Raw genomic sequence first — 17,348 nt, forward strand, 5'->3', positions numbered from 1 at the left:
CCATAGGCAGGGCGATTTTTCGCAATCCATCACCAAACGAACATTCACGATCTGGAGGACTCTACGGTTTTTTCCCTCCGTCAGCTTTGGGTCGATTGTTGCCTATCGTGAAGGACCGCAATCGACCCCGATCTGACGTTGAAGCCCTCGTGAATGCCTTGAACCGTTTGTCAGGCGTACAAGTCATATCCTGCCGCGATGATCAGCGGTGAAACCAGCAACGTTGCCCAGAATCCCGACTTTGGAACAGCAATGACGCAAATGATCGAAATCATAAGCACATAGATGCCAACAATTTTAAGTAGCGCGAGATCGCCAACGGCTACGGCGTGAATCGCTGTCTGCCCTGCGAGCATAAAAAGCGGCCCCAACATGGTAAACCAGAGGGCAGTACGCCGATCTTCGTGCGCTTTGAATTGGTCAACGAAGCCAGAGTCTACAGCGGCGGCAAATGCTGTTTTGAACTTGATGATACCGAATGGAATATGGAGAACGCCCAAGGCGAACAGGGTCCATGCGACGATGTTTGACATGTCTTATATGCTCCGTAACGGTAAGGTTGGAAGGTGCGTAGCGTTTACACGGTCCCAGAGTGCGAGCGAGTGGTTTGCGTTTCTTGTCGCGATGGCGTGTCGTATAACATTCCTTGTCATCCCGTAAGTCCCTGTCTGGCTTAGAAGTGGTGACGGCAAGGACTGCTGCCTCCTAATGAAGCTATCTATTTGCCATCACCGTGTCCACCGTCCACTTTTGGCCGAAAGCACACGGTCAATGCAAAGACAACGATCCAGCCCTACCCCACCCCGCCATGCAGCAACACCCCGTACGATTGCAAAAACTCCACCGTGCCATGAAAGATCAGACCAACCCCCATGGCAGAGACGAAGAACCCGACAATGCGCGTGGCGGCATCGATGCCTTGCGGGCCAATCGTTTTGAGGATGACTTGAGCGTAAGCCAGTGACAAATAGGTGGTGAACATCGTGGCGCAGATGGCCAGCGCCACGACGGCGAAAGACAGCACCGCATGACTGGCGTCTTTGATGGTGCTGGTCAGGCCGATCACGGTGGCAATCGCACCGGGGCCAAACATGATGGGCATGGCCAGGGGGATGAAAGAGACGTCCTGGTCGGCGTCGTGACCAGTGGGAATCAGGCTGCTGTTGGGCGTGGGGGCGAACAGCTCGAAACCGATCCGCATCAGAATCACCCCACCGACCACCCGGATCATGCTCAGGGGAACGTCGAACAGTCGCAGGAGCAGGTTGCCGAAAATCAGGAAAAAGAACATCAGCAATAACGCAAAGAAACAGGCTCTGCGGGCTACCCGACGGAGCTCGGCAGTGTCCTTGCCTTGCAACATGCCAAGGAACACGGGAATCGCCTCTAGCGGGTTGATGATGGCCAGTAACGTGGTAAACATGCCGACAAACAGCGTTACATAGGTGTTCATGGCGCACCTTCGAGGAGAGACCGCGTTACATCACCTTAGCGGATGATGGGCGATGAGCCCGTTTAGAGCTCAATCTGGCGCTGCGGCACAGGTGGCGCTGGTCCAGGAAAGGTCAGTCGATGGCTCACAACAACCTCGGCTCTGGTCCTACACTTATCTCGGAATCCCTCACCTTGCCCGTCGTTCCGATGAAGCTTATAGTCCGCCCCGTCGCCCACAATGGCGATTCAGGTTTGGCGACCTGATCACAGAGAATGCGAGGGCTATCCGCTTTATTGCAGGGGTTCACGCACCCGCAAAGCCGCCTTTATGGCGGCTGTGCGCGGGAGACCTTCGGGTCTGCCGGTTTTCTCTGTGCCGGTTCGCCAACCTGCGCACAGCTGCCACCCAATCGTTTGGCGACGACTGAGTGACGGCATTGAGCCAATCAAACAGAGATCTTCAAATGAATAGATACATGCCCCTCACCGGAATCGACCTGATCCCGGCCTCCCTGCTCATCGACACCCAAGCCCCGCTCGACGTCCTGCAAGCCATGGCCGACTACCGCATCCGCACTGTCACTCAAGTGCTGGAAAACATCGCCTTCCGCGCCGAGCTCGGTTGCGACACGGTGGTGCTGTCGGACTTTTCCAAACTGCTGGCCATTCCGTTGCGCGATGGCTGTGACTTGATGGACGTGATCGGTCGACGTTTGCGAGCCCAGGTGGCGGAGTAAATAAAGACGGGCGCCCTATCAGGCGCCCGCTTTGTTTTACCGCATAACCTCTGTCACCCAGCAGCTAAACTTTATGAGGAAGCTGAACGAGCGAAACCCTGCCCCGTCAGGAGGCTGACCATGAGCAAACAACCTCAACCACGAAGCCGCTCCAACCCTCAACCCAGATCCCGCCCGGTCGTGCCTAACCTGCCGAGCAAAACGGGCAACAAGTCCGGGGGAATGCGCGGCAACTACCCGCCAAAACAGTCCTGAGGACTTCAGGGGTATCCAGCGACTGCTCATCGAACTCACTCGCTGGATTGAAGTTCGCTGCTTGCCATAAACATATGGATAAACGTATATTCGAATAACCATATGTATCGAGCCGTGTCCATGCTGACCCCTGCCGCCGTATTCAAATGCCTGTCCGACGAAACCCGTGCGCGGGCCACGTTGCTCATCACCCGCGAGGGTGAGCTGTGCGTGTGCGAACTGGTCTGCGCCCTGAACGACAGTCAACCGAAAATCTCCCGCCATCTGGCGCAGCTTCGCGCATGTGGCCTGTTGCTCGATCGACGTCAGGGTCAGTGGGTCTACTACCGGCTCAATCCTGATTTGCCGGGTTGGGTGCGCACCATTCTTGAGACCACGCTAGCAGCCAACACCGCCTGGCTTGAGGAAAACAGCGCTCGACTCGACGCGATGGGCGACCGCCCTCTCAACACCACCGCCTGCTGCTGACCCCATCGCCTGCCGAGTCTTTTATGTTCATTGCATTCGCTATTTTTCTGGTCACCATCGTATTGGTCATCTGGCAGCCCAAGGGACTGGGTGTCGGCTGGAGCGCCACTTTCGGGGCGGTTCTGGCATTAATCACGGGCGTCGTGACGCTGAACGATATTCCACTGGTATGGGGCATTGTCTGGAACGCTACCGCCACGTTTGTGGCGGTCATCATCATTAGCCTGCTGCTCGACGAAGCCGGCTTTTTTCAGTGGGCCGCACTGCACGTGGCGCGCTGGGCCAAGGGTGATGGCCGACGCCTGTTCGCCTTCACGGTTTTGTTGGGGGCCGCTGTATCCGCGCTGTTTGCCAATGACGGTGCGGCACTGATTTTGACCCCGATCGTGATTTCGATCTTGCTTGCCCTGCGCTTCTCCCCTGCGTCGACTCTGGCGTTTGTCATGGCGGCAGGCTTTATTGCCGACACTGCCAGCTTGCCGTTGGTGGTGTCGAACCTCGTCAACATCGTTTCAGCCGACTACTTCGGTCTGGGCTTCAGCGAGTACGCCTCCGTCATGGTGCCGGTCAACTTCGTTGCCGTAGGCACTACGCTCACCGTGCTGTACTGGTTTTTCCGCCGTGACATACCCGAGCGCTACTCACTGGATGACCTGCAAGACCCGCGGCATGCCGTGCGGGATCCGCTGACCTTTCGCGTCGGCTGGATGGTTTTGGGTTTGTTGCTGATCGGGTTGTTTGCGCTGGAACCGCTGGGCATTCCAATCAGTGTCATTGCAGCAGCCTGCGCCGCGATGCTGTTCGCCGTTGCGGCGCGTGGGCATGTGATTTCAACCCGGCGTGTGCTGCGCGAAGCACCCTGGCAGGTCGTGACGTTTTCGCTGGGCATGTACCTGGTGGTGTATGGGCTGAAGAACGCTGGCCTCACCGGCTATCTGACGACGGCCCTGAATCACCTGGCCGAATATGGTGTCTGGGGTGCCGCGCTGGGGACGGGCTTGCTCACCGCATTGCTGTCGTCCGCCATGAACAACATGCCGACGGTGTTGGTGGGCGCGCTGTCGATCCAGGCCAGCGAGGCCACCGGCGTCGTACGTGAAGCGATGATCTACGCCAATGTCATCGGCTCTGACCTGGGGCCCAAAATCACCCCCATCGGTAGCCTCGCAACCTTGCTCTGGCTGCACGTCCTGGAGCGCAAGGGCATTCGTATTACGTGGGGATACTACTTCAAGGTGGGCGTCATTCTGACGCTGCCGATTCTGTTCATTACCTTGTCTGCCCTGGCCTTACGCCTGAGCGTTTAGCACCTGTGCGTCTTCAAAGAGGAATCACCATGCGCGTCCTGTTTATGTGTACCGCCAATAGTTGCCGCAGCATCCTGTCCGAAGCGATGTTCAATCATCTGGCGCCGGACGGTTTCGAGGCTGTCAGCGCCGGCAGCTTCCCCAAAGGACAAGTGCTGCCGCGCAGCCTGACCACGTTGCAAGAGGCCGGAATATCGATCGACGGGTTGAGCAGCAAAGGCAACGACGCCTTCGAGGCCAACCCGCCGGACATTGTGATCACCGTCTGCGACAAGGCTGCCGGAGAGACGTGCCCGGTGTACTTCGGTCCGGCGTTGAAAGCCCATTGGGGGTTGGAGGATCCCTCCGAGGTGAAGGGCGATGAGGCGGCCGTCTCCGCAGCCTTCCACTCGACCCTGGCGCGTATCGAAACGCGCTGCCGGGCCTTCCTCTCCCTGCCCTTCGCCGAGCTTGATCGCGATGCATTGAAGCGCGAACTCGACCGCATCAGCACCCTGTAACCGGAGCCCCCATGAGCCACCCTCTGCCTAATCTCGATGCGTCTTTGATTGAGCCCATCGCCAACGATCACGACGGCCAGCACAAGCCACGAATCCTGTTGCTGTACGGGTCGACCCGCGCACGGTCGTTCAGTCGGCTGCTGGTCGAAGAAGCCGCCCGTCTGCTCGAACACTTCGGTGCAGAGACGCGCATCTTCAATCCCTCGGGACTGCCACTGCCGGACGATGCGCCGAACGATCACCCGAAAGTCCAGGAGCTGCTTGAGCTGATGCAGTGGTCTGAAGGACAGGTCTGGTGTTCACCCGAGCGCCACGGTTCCATGTCGGCCGTGTTCAAGGCACAGATTGACTGGGTGCCGCTGGCGTTGGGCGCCGTGCGCCCGACCCAGGGAAAAACGCTGGCGGTGATGCAGGTCTGCGGTGGCTCCCAATCGTTTAACGTGGTCAACCAGTTGCGCGTGCTGGGGCGTTGGATGCGCATGTTCACGATCCCCAACCAGTCTTCCGTGCCGAAAGCCTTTCTGGAATTTGACGAAGGGAATCGCATGAAACCCTCCGCGCTGTACGACCGGGTCGTCGACGTCATGGAAGAGCTGGTGAAGTTCACGTTGCTGCTACGGGATCGCCCGGATCTGGTTGACCGTTATTCGGAGCGCAAGGAGACGGCGCAGGAGTTGAGTCAGCGGGTGAATCAGCGGTCGATTTGAAAGCCTGAATCGTTCATCAATCCCTTGGTTTTTATCAAGATGCTGGTGACAAACACTGCACGACTCAAACAAGACGCGTATTTTGGCGCCCTCTTAATGGGGCGCACCCTGAATGGCTTGCGCCCACATAGTCTTCGGGGTTGAGTTGTTTATTGCCACATATTCTATGTGTTGTTGAAGTGCTTGTTAGCGCATGGTCTATGGTTGTTCCAGTCAGCGCGCAGGTCGCTGAAACCCATTCACAATCTTGTCACTCGCTAAGCCTTTGCCTAGCGTGCGGCCTAACTCATTTATTCAAGTGGTGCCTTCGCCTCGCTTGTATAAAGTGTTAGCACTCTGGCGCCACGAACTTTTAACAGAACCCAATCTGGAGATTTGTATGCCTGGAGATTTCCCTGACAAAAATGGATGCACTCTAATAGTGGTCGATAAAAAAGACTTCAATCGCATTGTACTGAGTGCAACCGCCGCGACCTTTCATTGGCGCAGCGTCCCGGAGTATCGAGCCCCGGCCCAGGTCCACCTCGCCGACCTGGTTGAAAAGCTTCAATTGACAGCGGTTGATGGCTCAAGTCCAAGCCACGGCACAATGCATCTTGACGAAGAAGACGCCTCAACACCTGAATTGCATATGCATGTTGTAGGAGACATCGACGATCAAATTTTTAAAGAAAAAATACTTTCCTTGATTGAAAGCCTGGCCGCCCAGGGTCATTTAACTGAAGACGAACTGGCCTACATCAAGCGCGGCATAAAGGCACACAACGAATGGTAGCTAATGCTTATATAGCCGCACAATAAAACCCTTCTCACATCACGAACAATCCAATCAAAAGGAGGTGATTAGCGCACGACAAACAGACACTTTACGGCCACTCGATATATCAACGAATCCGCATGAAAAAAACTTTTCTATGGAGATAACGTCATGGCTGCAATAACGAAAGCATTGTTGGGTCAGGATTTGTCAGAAGAAATGAAAAATGAGTGTTCAGCGCATCTTGATACGCTGATGGCGCTGGGTCTGGCGAAATCCCAGTACTACGCGCAACTGATCAATACAGCGCTGTTGGGTGCAGGTCAGGGAACGGATAAAACATTCCCCATCTCAACCATTCAATCCTTCACCTATCAGACAAAAGCCTACACATCAGATAATGCCAAAAACATCACCAATGTCGTCAACGACTCCGTGAAAGGCTTCGTTGCGGGAGACAACGTATCCGCCGTGGGTACGATCGTCTCGGGCTTTGTCGACATGCTGTTTGGCTCATCGCAAGGTTCGGAAAGCGAGGTCAGAAGGTATTGCGCGATTCTTGAGGGCGCGTCGATGATTCGCCTTGATTTTGCGGGTTGGTCGCGCTCGGTCACCTCCACATCGTTGAAAAGTAAATGCGACCAGGTCAGTGCATTTGTGCTCTATCGATCGATCGTGAATATGAAAGAGGTGTCGCTGAATGATTTCATCGCCGTGTATCAAATCACGGCGAAGATAGAGAACCCGACGCTGGACACCGCTGGCATCGTGAAAAAATGCCAGGAGCTGTACCTGTTGTTCAACCCGGAAAAGCGCAACGACGGTTTGCTCAGAGCCGCCCACACACCTCTCGAAGGGGTGAATTTTCAACCAACGACAGGCCACCAATCGTTGGACGTCTTCAATAAGCACCTCACAACGCTGTAACACTCACCGCTGACGGCAGGCACGTCACAGGATTCAAAAGCGCCGCTTTGTTGTGGTTTTGGCTCCTGCCGTTTGAGTGCCTGCCTGACCCGCTACGGTTAGAAGGGGATAAAGCCGAACGAACCGAAGTCGGCATCGCAAATCAACTAACCACTGGTCGACGCCCTATTGATCTGCAGATTCAATATATATAGTTTTGAGTCTGCGGATCAATTGAGGCTTAGCACATGGCAGTCCCCCTTCAGGAACCAGCATTCACCAAGAGCCAGTGCGTCACGGGCTTGCGGGCAGCCGTGGGCATTCTCGAAAAATGGTCTGCGTCCAGCGAGCAGGCCTGTCGCATCCTGCGCATTTCCCGCAGCACCTACACCCGCGCCCGGCAGCAAGACCCCGAATGGGCGGTGGCGCTGGACGCTGACCAGATGCAGCGCATCAGCTTTGTCCTCAACATCCACGCAACCTTGCGCCTGGTTTTCGACAACCCGGAAAACGTCTACGGCTTTGTATCGATGGCCAACGACAACGAGTTTTTCAACGGGCGTACCCCGCTCGAGATCATGGCCCAGGGCGATATGATTTCGCTGTATGAAACCTTTCGGCGCATTGACGTACTGCGGGGCGCGCAATGGTGAAGGTGAGCGAACTGGCAGAATGTGCCGGCGAGCGGTTAAAAGCCTACCGACTGGTCAATTCGAAGTACCCACCCATCGCGCTGTTTGATGACGTGGCGGACGCGGACGAATTTGACGTGCTGTATCAGATACAGGCACTGACCAATCCCCGGCTGCACAATGAAGTCGGTCGTCTTGAGTTGATTGCCCGGGATCAGATCCCGTTCGGCATTCCTGGCTGCTCTTACGCGATTGCGCCGTTTACCCACGTTAACCCGGCGGGTTCGCGGTTCAGCGATGGCAGCTTTGGGGTGTTGTACCTGGCGGATACCATGGAAACGGCGCTGGCTGAAGTCCGGCATCACCAGAGTCTGTATTGGTCGAATGTCCGCAACCTGAACTATGAGCGCTTTGTGTTCCGCGGGCTGTCCTGTTCTTTTATCGACGCGGCGATGAAAGATGCGACGTCCATTGCGCTGACGGACCCGATCTACGCGCCCGACGATTACACCCATTCCCGTCAACTGGGCAGCTTGATCAAAAAAGCGCGATGCCCCGGTATTCGTTACCACTCGGTGCGTCTGCCAGGCAGTGACTGCTGGGCGCTGATGACGCCGCGACCGGTCGCATCGATTGTTCAGACGGCTCATTACGAGATGGTCTGGAATGGGCAAATCACCAGTGTCAGCAAGATCAGTGAAGCGTGAAGGCCTCTAAAACGGGGGCAGATGCATCCATTACCGGCATCGATAGTCACCATTGACCCAATGAAGTTCTCTTAAAAAACCCTCGGCGTAACATCCGCTCCATACCAACCCATAAACACCCCGGAGCACACCATCATGAAACGCCAAACTATCCTCGCTATCGCTTTCTCGGTCTTTGCAGTTAACGCTTTTGCCGCAACCTCTGCTCAACCTGTGGTCGCTGAAGGCGGCTCGGATCGCCTGATTGAAAGCCGAGTGGCTGAAGGGGGTTCGGATCGTTTGATCGAGAATCGTGTGGCTGCTGATGGTTCGGACCATCTGATGGAAAACCGCGTAGCCGCTGATGGTTCGGATCGTCTGATGGAAAACCGCGTAGCCGCTGATGGTTCGGATCGTCTGATGGAAAACCGCGTAGCCGCTGATGGCTCCGACCATCTGATGGAAAACCGCGTAGCCGCTGATGGTTCCGACCATCTGATGGAAAACCGCGTAGCCGCTGATGGTTCCGATCGCCTGATGCAGAACCGCGTTGCCGAAGGTGGTTCCGACCGTCTGATCGAAAGCCGCGCTGCATAAATGCAGGGCTTTACCGCAGTACTCAATGAAAAGCCCGGCCTTATCAGCCGGGCTTTTTCGTGAGCTATTTTTAGTGCACTCGCTACGCGGGCGTTGTACATGTATCGCTGATAACCATTAGGTCAACTCGGCACGCCGCATGAACCACACTGAAACGCTCGCCAAAATCCTGCTCGGCCCCTTGCTGCTCATGCAGGGCATTTACACCCGGAAGGTAACGCCCAGGCTGCCGGAAGCCGAGGGCGCACGCCAAGGCATGGCCGGCAGCGGCGTAGCCCTGCGGTTGTTGATTGTGGGCGACAGCGCCGCCGCTGGCGTTGGGGTGTCGACTCAAGACGAAGCACTCAGCGGCCAATTGGTCAGCCAGTTGGCCAATGATTACCACGTGTCCTGGACACTCTGGGCCAGGTCCGGGCTTGATTCGCAAGCGCTGCTGGGGTTGCTCGAAGACAGCGTTCCAGAGGCCTTCGATGTGGCGCTGGTGTCTATCGGCGTCAACGATGTCACCAGCACATTGGCGGCTGACGAGTGGGTCGCCCGACAACATCGATTGATTGGCTTGCTGCGCGAGAGGTACGCGGTAAAGCAGATCGTGCTGTCCCCGCTGCCACCCATGCACCTGTTTCCCGCGCTGCCGCAACCGCTGCGTTGGTACCTGGGACTTAGGGCTAGCGCTTTCAACACGTGCCTTGCCGAACTGGCTGAGCGTATTGATCACTGCACGCTGCTGGCGACCCGGTTGGCCCCCATAAATGGCTCGATGGCACGGGATGGCTTCCATCCGGGTCCTGCGATATACAGTCAGTGGGCGGACGATGCAGCGGCGGTCATCGGCCAACGTTTTCGCCAAAACACGCGCCTCGACATTGCACAACCCACAATAAAAATACAGGAGTAGAAAATGTCTGAACTGAACCTGCACCCCAACGCCGCGGCCTCCTTGCAGCAATGGCACGAGATGATCCGCACGGCGGACTTGAGCGCCCTGCCCGGTTTGCTCGACCCGCACGCCGTGTTCCGCTCGCCGATGGCGCACACGCCTTATCCGGGCGCGGCCGTGGTGTCGATGATTCTCAACACTGTCGTCAAAGTCTTCGAGGACTTCGCCTACCACCGCGAACTGGCGACAGCAGACGGCTTGAACGTGGTTCTGGAATTCAGCGCCAATGTCGGTGGGAAACAGTTGAAGGGCATCGACATGATCCGCTTCAACGAAGCCGGGAAAATCGTCGAGTTTGAGGTGATGGTCCGTCCGTTGAGCGGCTTGCAAGCCTTGGGCGAGCAAATGGGACAACGCCTTGGGGCTTATCTGGCGGCCAGTAAAGCCTGATTCCAAACGCCTGAAACTCACCTCCCGCGCGGTGATATCACCGCGCGCGATCATCCATTGCCGACATCGATAGTCACCATCAACTCAATGAAGTTCTCATAAAAAATCCGCGGCGTAACATCAGCTCCATACCAACCCATAAGCACCCCGGAGCACACCATCATGAAACGCCAAACCCTTCTCGCTATCGCTTTCTCGGTTTTCGCAGTGAACGCTTTTGCCGCGACTTCGGCTCAACCTGTAGTCGCTGAAGGCGGCTCGGATCGCCTGATTGAAAGCCGTGTGGCTGAAGGGGGTTCGGATCGTCTGATCGAAAGACGCGTCGCTGAAGGTGGCTCTGATCGTCTGATCGAAAAACGCGTCGCTGAAGGTGGCTCGGATCGTCTGAACGAAAAACGCGTCGCCGAAGGTGGCTCTGATCGTCTGATCGAAAAACGCGTCGCTGAAGGTGGCTCGGATCGTCTGATCGAAAACCGTGTAGCCGCTGATGGCTCCGACCGCCTGATGCAGAACCGCGTCGCCGAAGGTGGCTCCGACCGCCTGATCAAGTATCGCGCTGCATGAATGAATAGCCTTCCCGCAGCATTCGACAAAAAGCCCGGCCTGACCCGCCGGGCTTTTTCATGCACAAAATAAATCAGCCCCCACTTAAAGCCGCTGCCGCACCTGTGGTACATAAGACCTGATTGTGAATTCTGCGCTCAATGAGGTTTGCCCATGTTCCGTTCGCCACGCCTGCCACAACTGCTGACCTGCGCCCTGTTCGGTGTATTCGCGTGCGGCGCCCAGGCCGGTACGCCCTCCCCGGCACCCGCCAGCTTGTTGCCGTTGCTGGTGACGATAAACGAGCGCTTGAGCATTGCTGATCTGGTGGCGTTGACCAAGTGGGACAGTGGCAAACCGATTCAGGATACGGCCCGGGAAACGCAGGTCATCGACAACGCCAGGAAGATGGCCGCGAGCCGGAAACTGGACCCGGAAGCGGTTGCCGAGCTGACGGCCGCACAGATCGAAGCCAACAAACTGGTGCAGTACGGCCTGCTCGCTCAATGGCGCGCAGCGTCCAAAGCGCCGGACACTCCACGGCCAGACCTCGTCAATCAAATCAGGCCACGCCTGGATGAGCTGCAAAATCGCTTGCTGCAGCAATACGCCGAATTCGCGCCCTATCGCAATGACCCCAATTGCCCGAACTGGCTGGGGACCGAGCGAGCCAACCTGATCAAGGATCAACTGCACGGCCAGGCCCTGATACGCGCTACCGGGGAGCTGTGTATCGCGGCGCAATGAGATTGAAGGCCGTGTGGCCGAAGGGGGGGCCGACCGTCTGATCGAAAGCCGCACTGCATCAATGCGCGGTTTTACCGCGCAACTCAATGAAAAGCCCGGCCTTATCCGCCGGGCTTTTTTACGCACGCCATTCAACGCGTCTTATGCAGTCAACCCGATCCAGCCATGAATGCCAACGTACAGGCCCACCGCGATAATCAACACCCCGGACAGATAAGGTGCCCGACGCGCCACTGCCCCCAGCCACGGCCAGCGGTTGCTGGCTTGCCGCGCGCCAATGGCTGCGGCCACACCGACCGATACCAGCGTCATCGCCAATCCAATACTGAAGCACAGGACGAGCATGCCGCCTAACGCCACTTCCTTGACCTGAAGGCAGAGCAGCAAAACGGTGATCGCCGCCGGACAAGGAATCAACCCTCCCGTCAAACCGAACACGATGATCTGGCCAGTGGTCACTTCACGGTTGGTGAAACGCTTGCGGATGTCATTGGCGTGGGCACGTTCATGCGCATCCTGATAACCGTCAATCGACAACTCCAGCCCCTGCAGTTCCGCGTGCGAATGCCCGTGGTCATGCTCCGAGTATTCCAGGTCGTAGTCATGCGAGTGCCCGGCATGCCCAAGACTCAGGCGAACGCTGAATTCGTGGGGTTCGGGAATGGCGGCCGTCGATTGCAGAAAACCGTCCTGCTCGACAAATGAGAACGCCTGGGTGCTGCCGTCTGCACGCGTGGTCAACACGCGGACATCCCCGGCACCCCAGGCATGCCCGCTCAACGCTTTCAGGCGCCAGTGCGGCGGCATGCCGGTTTCGAAAATCGACAGTTCGACGCGGCCATGACCGGTATCGATTCGCTGGGTTTCGTCGTGGTGAGCGTGATCCTGTTCGCCGTGGTGATGGTCTTCACCTTGCTCGAACTTGAACATCTGCTCGCCGCGCCAGGTGCGCCACAGCATCCAGAGTGCAATCAAGATAATCAGCGCAGCGGAGGCAAGTTGAAAATACGGCTCAGTGGTTTGTGCATCCATCCCCTTGCCCAGGTACATGCCACCTATCGCGACCAGCCACACCACCGCCGTATGCGACAGCGTTGCCGCCAGGCCCAATAGCACCGCCTGTTTGACCGAACCACGAACGGCCACGATGAACGCCGCCATCATGGTTTTTGAATGCCCGGGCTCAAGCCCGTGCAAGGCCCCCAGCAGTATCGCGCTCGGAAAATAGAGCCACGCGTGGGCGCCACCCTGTTGCAGCAGTTCTGCGAAATTGGGCATCACGGGACCTATTTGGAGTAGCGGCGGATGGCTTCGAGCAGTTCATCGACACCTTTGGCCCGCTCCTCATCGCTCAACGCCGGGTTGGCGACGTGGGCGTGAGCGTGAGCCTCGATGATTTCATCCATCAAACCGTTCATGGCGCCGCGAGTGGCCGCGGCGAGGTGCAGGGTCTTGGCGCAATCGGCCTCTGATTCCAGCGCGCGCTCTATCGCCTGAACCTGCCCGGCAATGCGTCTTACCCGTTTTAACAGGTCGTCTTTTTGCTCATGAGTGTGCGACATACCATACCCCCCCTACCTATACAGACGAGCATGATGACCTGCCGTTGGGAGATAAGCAATCCCCCAAGTGCAGGCAGTCATGTCAGGTAGAAAGAAACGGGGGAGCAGCGGTCGCTAGTCGTAGAACGGCTCAACCGACACCCGACTGCCGACAAAAAAACTATCGGCCACCAATCGCAGCGGCTGGAGGTCCAGGTCGCTGGCGTTGTCGCCAATCAGCTGCTGGAAATGCCGATAAACCGCCGCGTATTCGCCCTCCTCCGATACGGCCTGGCGCACGCCGTCAATGCTCAACAGAGCACCACCATTGTCCAGTCGCAGCACGCCTTCGGCGCAGCGGATCTCGATGCTCCAGAGTTCGTCGTGACCGTGGTCGAAATCGAATTCCGCGCGGACATCGAGGTGCCGTGCATCAGACATTTTGATCGACGCGGCAATCGGCGATTGGCAGTTGTCGGGGACGCGCAGTTCGGCTGACTCGACAAACAGCGGCAGCGCCAGCAGATGGGTGACGATCGACAAGGCATTGATGCCGGGATCGAATACGCCCAGGCCACCGGGCTGCCAGATCCAGGCCTGGCCGGGGTGCCACTTGCGCACGTCTTCCTTCCAGTCGATCTGAACGCTTTGCAGGGTGCGGGTGGCCAGCCAGTCACGGGCGGCTTCGATGCCCGGCGCGTAGCGTGAATGCCAGGCGAACAAGCCGCTGACACCTTGCTCTGCGGCCTGATTCACCAACGCCATCGCTTCACCCAACGTAGCGCACGGCGGTTTTTCTACCAGCACGTGTTTGCCAGCGGCCAACGCGTGTTGCACCAGTGCGAATCGACCTTGCGGCGGTGTGCAAAACGCAATCGCATCGACGTGCGGGCCACTTTCGAGCAGCTCGCTCAAGGACTGAAAATTCTCTACCCCAGCGCAGGGTTGCCCTTGGGTGGCGACAGACACCAACTGGAACGCGGGGTTGGCGTTAATAGCGGGAACGTGTTGATCCTGGGCAATCTTGCCGTAGCCCACCAGGCCGAGACGAATCGGTTGCATCAATGACTCCTGTTTTTTTTTCTTGTCATGGAACGCGAGCCGGCAAGATTACGTTTGTATGGCGTGGAAGTCATTGACGACATGCTGATGCCCGCTCCGCCCACACCTTCACAATCCTGTCATCCCCGCCTGCCAAGGTGCTGGTCTCGGCAGCCTGGGCAGCGGCGACAGACAGGCTCAAAACGGACAGCGAACACAAAAGACGTTGAAACACGGTGCAGCCTTATTCATAAGCATTGGGCTGCCCACTCTCTGTATTGAAGGAATACTGAATATGACGGATTGGCCACCAATGAAAATCCGCGCGCGATCGGTCCGTATGGCGCGTTTTTGGACTGTATTTCCCAACCTTTAAACGTTGCTGGCGCTGACTGCACTGCCTTTGACGCCGACCAACGCATTAAACGTATTCACATCAAGTGGCCGGCTCAGGAAATAGCCTTGGCCTTCATCGCACGCCACCGCTTTCAACAAGCTCATCTGCTCTGCACTTTCAATGCCCTCGGCCGTCACCGTGAGCGCCAACGCGCGCCCCAAGCCCACGATCGCCTGGATAATGGCCCGGTCATCCTCGCTTTCATCCAGCCTGTTCAAGAAACTGCGGTCTATTTTCAGGCCATCGAATGGAAACGCGCGCAGGTAACTCAACGATGAATATCCGGTTCCAAAGTCATCCATGGAGATCCGCACGCCAAGGCGTTTGAGTGTGCGCATTATCTCAAGTGCACCCGTGGCATCTTCGAGCATCACGCTTTCGGTAATTTCCAGCTCGACCCGGGCAGGGTCGATTCCGGTGTCGTGCAGTGTTTTCTGAATGCGCTCGACCAGATTGCCGCGCTTGAATTCGGTCGATGACAGGTTGACGGAGACGAACAAATTCTCCGGCCATTTTGCGGCGCAACGGCATGCGGTCTGGATCACCCAGTTGCTCAGGAAAAGGATCAGCCCGGACTCCTCGGCGATAGGGATAAACGTATCGGGGGGGATTAATCCGCGCTCGGGATGCTGCCACCGGACCAGCGCTTCGGCACCGACCATCTGACCGTCCGAGATACGATAGCGTGGCTGAAAATGCAGGCGCAGCTCACCGTGCTTGATGGCGAAACGCAGGTCGTTTTCCAGACGACGGCGCTCAATGATTCTGGCGTTCATATCGCCTGCATAAAAGCGCCAGGTGTTACGGCCGCCCGACTTTGCCTCGTACAACGCGATGTCCGCATAGCGCAGCAACTCGGTCGCTTCGCACGCATCATTGGGCGCCATCGCGATGCCGATACTGGCGCTGACAAACACTTCCTGCTGATCAATCTCTATGGGCCGCTCAACGGACTCGATCAGGCGATGACACAGGGTCTCGACTTCTTCCTGGGAACTCACGTCACTGAGGATCAGTACAAACTCATCCCCCCCGACCCGGGCGACAAGGTCGCCGTGGCGCACGCAGTCCGCCAGGCGACTCGACACTTCATTGAGCACGCGGTCACCGGCGGCATGCCCGAGCAAGTCATTGACCGGCTTGAAGCGATCCAGGTCCAGGCAGAGCATGACCAGCGGTTGTTCCACCGTCGGCATTGCCTTGAGTTTACCGTCAAGAAACTCCTGAAGACGGGTCCGGTTGGGGAGCCCGGTGAGGGCATCATGCTGGGAAAGGAATTCGATGCGCCGACGGGCTTCGACTTCGTCCGTCACATCCGTTGCGGTGCCCCGGAACCCTGCGCCCGTCATGTCCCGGGCCGAGATACGCGTGATGCGCTCTCGCCCCTTGGCATCGATATAGCGGCACTGGATGCTGATGTCCGGACGACGGTTCGGAATGCTCAACCATTGGGTCAGCAAACCTAATTCGGTGGCCAGCAGATCATTGATCGACGCACCGATCCAGGCGTCCCGGGAGAGCCCGGTGACATTTTCAAATCGATCGGACAAATAGGTGAAACGCCCACCATCCCCTATTTCCCATACCCAGTCCGAGATGGCTTCAACGACGTCGCGAAAGCGCGCTTCGCTGATGCCGAGGGCGTCCTGACTGTTCTGAAGCGAGGTGTAGCTGGCGTCCAGCGCCACCGCACTGGCGGTGGTGCGCCGCAAAATAACCCAGATCATCAGGCACACCAACAACGCGGCAATGGCGATCAATGGCAGCCCTACTCCCAGTAACCGCAGACCTGGGCTGGACGGACTCCAAGACAGATTGCCGGCAGCACCGTTCTCTCCCAGTGGAAAGAAAGACGTCGCGTCAAGATCATCAGCCGTGGCGACATGCAGGCCCTCGACCCCGAAATCATTACCTAATAGCTCAAGCTTGGCGCTGTCGAGAATGTCGACGAAAATCAACACCGACGGTAGCCGGGCATCAGACACCACGGTCGGGTCGGTTCCCGGTGTAATAGCGGCTGCCGCGACCAGCGCGGGTTCGCCTCCAATATTGATAAAGGCGGTTGTCGGTGTTTCTGAATCCGCGCCTGCACGTGCCTTTTCCAGCATCGGCGCAATGGCTTCCCCCAGCCACTCTGACGCGGCAACGGATTTCAGTTCGCCCTTGATCACCGAGTAAACCGTGCGATTGACGTCGTTGACGACAAACAGCCCCTGAAATCCAAAGTCGGTGTAAAGCGTTGGCCCGGCGTTTTGCCGTACATAGGCCCAATCCGGGTCTACTTGAGCATGCAAGTGCTTGTAGGCATCACCCCAAAATGCGTAGTCCTTGACGACTGAGCGCAGCGACTTTTCCAGCGATTGCACCGCCTTCTTTGTGTAAAACGCACTTTCGACTTCCTCTGTCCGGTCTAAATCGTTTGCAAGATAAACCAGTGAAAAGCTGGCCAGTAAAAACACACCGGCTAACAGACCGACAAACTTGAACAGTGAAGTCCGTGCCAGCGACACACTTGAACGATGAGAGAGGGAGTGGACGATAGAGGCGAGGCTATTCGGCATAAATTCCCGCTGGTCGTTGATGCAAGAGGGGTGTACGCCACGTTATCGGCTGAATTAGCGAACTAATGAATGACCTGATTTTGCGCGTGGCCGTTCACAATGCTCTCGCAGAGGGTAGACGAGGAATCTGTCCACTACTCGGAACACGTCAGAAATTTATGCTGGATATGGGTGATCAGCGATAACGCTGAGGGGGTATTAA

General features: G+C 57.2%; 20 protein-coding genes. 14 read left to right on the top strand and 6 right to left on the bottom strand.

Annotated elements, in window-relative coordinates:
• Nucleotides 1–170: 170 nt before the first annotated feature.
• Together D882_RS0118540 and D882_RS0118545 are read right to left on the bottom strand one after the other, a co-directional pair.
• The gene (locus D882_RS0118540) at nt 171–533 is read right to left on the bottom strand and encodes a DUF6463 family protein (RefSeq protein WP_027924606.1); all 363 of its coding nucleotides are present in this window, start codon (nt 531–533) and stop codon (nt 171–173) included.
• A 260-nt stretch (nt 534–793) separates the two neighbouring features.
• Entirely contained in the window at nt 794–1,453 is a 660-nt protein-coding gene (locus D882_RS0118545; RefSeq protein ID WP_027924607.1) for a MarC family protein, read from the bottom strand.
• A gap of 445 nt (nt 1,454–1,898) precedes the next feature.
• On the opposite strand from D882_RS0118545, the gene D882_RS0118550 reads away from it, so the two are divergent.
• From D882_RS0118550 to D882_RS0118620, 14 genes are all read left to right on the top strand, one after another.
• Nucleotides 1,899–2,171, top strand: coding sequence for a hypothetical protein (locus D882_RS0118550; protein WP_027924608.1), 273 nt, complete (start codon nt 1,899–1,901; stop codon nt 2,169–2,171).
• Between the two features lie 375 nt (nt 2,172–2,546).
• Nucleotides 2,547–2,894 (top strand): metalloregulator ArsR/SmtB family transcription factor, encoded by a 348-nt coding sequence (locus D882_RS0118555; protein WP_027924609.1) that lies wholly within the window; start codon nt 2,547–2,549, stop codon nt 2,892–2,894.
• Nucleotides 2,895–2,917: 23 nt separating this feature from the next.
• Entirely contained in the window at nt 2,918–4,201 is a 1,284-nt protein-coding gene (locus tag D882_RS0118560; RefSeq protein WP_027924610.1) for an arsenic transporter, read from the top strand.
• A 29-nt stretch (nt 4,202–4,230) separates the two neighbouring features.
• Nucleotides 4,231–4,701: an arsenate reductase ArsC gene (locus D882_RS0118565; RefSeq protein WP_027924611.1), complete on the top strand. Its 471-nt coding sequence runs from the start codon at nt 4,231–4,233 to the stop codon at nt 4,699–4,701.
• Between the two features lie 11 nt (nt 4,702–4,712).
• The gene (arsH, locus tag D882_RS0118570; RefSeq protein ID WP_027924612.1) at nt 4,713–5,408 is read left to right on the top strand and encodes an arsenical resistance protein ArsH; all 696 of its coding nucleotides are present in this window, start codon (nt 4,713–4,715) and stop codon (nt 5,406–5,408) included.
• A gap of 379 nt (nt 5,409–5,787) precedes the next feature.
• A complete protein-coding gene (locus D882_RS0118575) occupies nt 5,788–6,183 on the top strand; it encodes a hypothetical protein (protein WP_027924613.1) in 396 nt (131 codons plus the stop codon).
• Nucleotides 6,184–6,336: 153 nt separating this feature from the next.
• Entirely contained in the window at nt 6,337–7,092 is a 756-nt protein-coding gene (locus tag D882_RS0118580; protein WP_027924614.1) for a hypothetical protein, read from the top strand.
• Between the two features lie 227 nt (nt 7,093–7,319).
• Nucleotides 7,320–7,724 (top strand): antitoxin Xre-like helix-turn-helix domain-containing protein, encoded by a 405-nt coding sequence (locus D882_RS0118585; protein ID WP_027924615.1) that lies wholly within the window; start codon nt 7,320–7,322, stop codon nt 7,722–7,724.
• The gene (locus D882_RS0118590) at nt 7,718–8,410 is read left to right on the top strand and encodes an RES family NAD+ phosphorylase (RefSeq protein WP_027924616.1); all 693 of its coding nucleotides are present in this window, start codon (nt 7,718–7,720) and stop codon (nt 8,408–8,410) included. The genes D882_RS0118585 and D882_RS0118590 overlap by 7 nt, the downstream gene beginning before the upstream one ends.
• Before the next feature lie 135 nt (nt 8,411–8,545).
• Nucleotides 8,546–8,986 carry a hypothetical protein gene (locus D882_RS0118595; RefSeq protein ID WP_027924617.1) on the top strand — a complete coding sequence of 147 codons (441 nt, stop codon included), beginning with the start codon at nt 8,546–8,548 and terminating at the stop codon, nt 8,984–8,986.
• 139 nt (nt 8,987–9,125) lie between these two features.
• On the top strand, nt 9,126–9,884 hold the full coding sequence (locus D882_RS0118600; RefSeq protein WP_027924618.1) for an SGNH/GDSL hydrolase family protein: 759 nt from the start codon (nt 9,126–9,128) through the stop codon (nt 9,882–9,884).
• Nucleotides 9,885–9,887: 3 nt separating this feature from the next.
• Nucleotides 9,888–10,316, top strand: a complete 429-nt coding sequence (locus D882_RS0118605; protein ID WP_027924619.1) for a nuclear transport factor 2 family protein — start codon at nt 9,888–9,890, stop codon at nt 10,314–10,316.
• Between the two features lie 162 nt (nt 10,317–10,478).
• Nucleotides 10,479–10,880, top strand: coding sequence for a hypothetical protein (locus D882_RS0118615; RefSeq protein ID WP_027924620.1), 402 nt, complete (start codon nt 10,479–10,481; stop codon nt 10,878–10,880).
• A gap of 153 nt (nt 10,881–11,033) precedes the next feature.
• Nucleotides 11,034–11,606, top strand: a complete 573-nt coding sequence (locus D882_RS0118620) for a chorismate mutase (RefSeq protein ID WP_027924621.1) — start codon at nt 11,034–11,036, stop codon at nt 11,604–11,606.
• A 141-nt stretch (nt 11,607–11,747) separates the two neighbouring features.
• Here D882_RS0118620 and D882_RS0118625 read toward each other — a convergent pair whose 3' ends face one another.
• The 4 genes from D882_RS0118625 to D882_RS0118640 all read right to left on the bottom strand — a co-directional run bounded on the left by D882_RS0118625 (nt 11,748) and on the right by D882_RS0118640 (nt 17,146).
• On the bottom strand, nt 11,748–12,884 hold the full coding sequence (locus D882_RS0118625) for a nickel/cobalt efflux protein RcnA (RefSeq protein WP_027924622.1): 1,137 nt from the start codon (nt 12,882–12,884) through the stop codon (nt 11,748–11,750).
• Nucleotides 12,885–12,892: 8 nt separating this feature from the next.
• A complete protein-coding gene (locus D882_RS0118630) occupies nt 12,893–13,168 on the bottom strand; it encodes a metal/formaldehyde-sensitive transcriptional repressor (protein ID WP_027924623.1) in 276 nt (91 codons plus the stop codon).
• A gap of 114 nt (nt 13,169–13,282) precedes the next feature.
• Complete coding sequence (locus D882_RS0118635; RefSeq protein WP_027924624.1) at nt 13,283–14,209, bottom strand: Gfo/Idh/MocA family protein; 927 nt, start codon at nt 14,207–14,209, stop codon at nt 13,283–13,285.
• A gap of 351 nt (nt 14,210–14,560) precedes the next feature.
• Entirely contained in the window at nt 14,561–17,146 is a 2,586-nt protein-coding gene (locus D882_RS0118640; RefSeq protein ID WP_027924625.1) for an EAL domain-containing protein, read from the bottom strand.
• Nucleotides 17,147–17,348: the final 202 nt, after the last annotated feature.

Source organism: Pseudomonas sp. URMO17WK12:I12 (assembly GCF_000514395.1).
GTDB classification, from domain to species: Bacteria; Pseudomonadota; Gammaproteobacteria; order Pseudomonadales; family Pseudomonadaceae; genus Aquipseudomonas; species Aquipseudomonas mucoides.

What these genes read in the sequence shown, in the direction of transcription:
- D882_RS0118595 (WP_027924617.1), top strand. Translation starts at nt 8,546, where the DNA reads ATGAAACGCCAAACTATCCTCGCTATCGCTTTCTCGGTCTTTGCAGTT.
- D882_RS0118630 (WP_027924623.1), bottom strand. Translation starts at nt 13,168, where the DNA reads ATGTCGCACACTCATGAGCAAAAAGACGACCTGTTAAAACGGGTAAGA.
- D882_RS0118580 (WP_027924614.1), top strand. Translation starts at nt 6,337, where the DNA reads ATGGCTGCAATAACGAAAGCATTGTTGGGTCAGGATTTGTCAGAAGAA.
- D882_RS0118550 (WP_027924608.1), top strand. Translation starts at nt 1,899, where the DNA reads ATGAATAGATACATGCCCCTCACCGGAATCGACCTGATCCCGGCCTCC.
- D882_RS0118585 (WP_027924615.1), top strand. Translation starts at nt 7,320, where the DNA reads ATGGCAGTCCCCCTTCAGGAACCAGCATTCACCAAGAGCCAGTGCGTC.
- D882_RS0118620 (WP_027924621.1), top strand. Translation starts at nt 11,034, where the DNA reads ATGTTCCGTTCGCCACGCCTGCCACAACTGCTGACCTGCGCCCTGTTC.
- D882_RS0118575 (WP_027924613.1), top strand. Translation starts at nt 5,788, where the DNA reads ATGCCTGGAGATTTCCCTGACAAAAATGGATGCACTCTAATAGTGGTC.
- D882_RS0118600 (WP_027924618.1), top strand. Translation starts at nt 9,126, where the DNA reads ATGAACCACACTGAAACGCTCGCCAAAATCCTGCTCGGCCCCTTGCTG.
- arsH (WP_027924612.1), top strand. Translation starts at nt 4,713, where the DNA reads ATGAGCCACCCTCTGCCTAATCTCGATGCGTCTTTGATTGAGCCCATC.
- D882_RS0118635 (WP_027924624.1), bottom strand. Translation starts at nt 14,209, where the DNA reads ATGCAACCGATTCGTCTCGGCCTGGTGGGCTACGGCAAGATTGCCCAG.
- D882_RS0118565 (WP_027924611.1), top strand. Translation starts at nt 4,231, where the DNA reads ATGCGCGTCCTGTTTATGTGTACCGCCAATAGTTGCCGCAGCATCCTG.
- D882_RS0118605 (WP_027924619.1), top strand. Translation starts at nt 9,888, where the DNA reads ATGTCTGAACTGAACCTGCACCCCAACGCCGCGGCCTCCTTGCAGCAA.
- D882_RS0118540 (WP_027924606.1), bottom strand. Translation starts at nt 533, where the DNA reads ATGTCAAACATCGTCGCATGGACCCTGTTCGCCTTGGGCGTTCTCCAT.
- D882_RS0118615 (WP_027924620.1), top strand. Translation starts at nt 10,479, where the DNA reads ATGAAACGCCAAACCCTTCTCGCTATCGCTTTCTCGGTTTTCGCAGTG.
- D882_RS0118590 (WP_027924616.1), top strand. Translation starts at nt 7,718, where the DNA reads ATGGTGAAGGTGAGCGAACTGGCAGAATGTGCCGGCGAGCGGTTAAAA.
- D882_RS0118640 (WP_027924625.1), bottom strand. Translation starts at nt 17,146, where the DNA reads ATGCCGAATAGCCTCGCCTCTATCGTCCACTCCCTCTCTCATCGTTCA.
- D882_RS0118625 (WP_027924622.1), bottom strand. Translation starts at nt 12,884, where the DNA reads ATGCCCAATTTCGCAGAACTGCTGCAACAGGGTGGCGCCCACGCGTGG.
- D882_RS0118555 (WP_027924609.1), top strand. Translation starts at nt 2,547, where the DNA reads ATGCTGACCCCTGCCGCCGTATTCAAATGCCTGTCCGACGAAACCCGT.
- D882_RS0118560 (WP_027924610.1), top strand. Translation starts at nt 2,918, where the DNA reads ATGTTCATTGCATTCGCTATTTTTCTGGTCACCATCGTATTGGTCATC.
- D882_RS0118545 (WP_027924607.1), bottom strand. Translation starts at nt 1,453, where the DNA reads ATGAACACCTATGTAACGCTGTTTGTCGGCATGTTTACCACGTTACTG.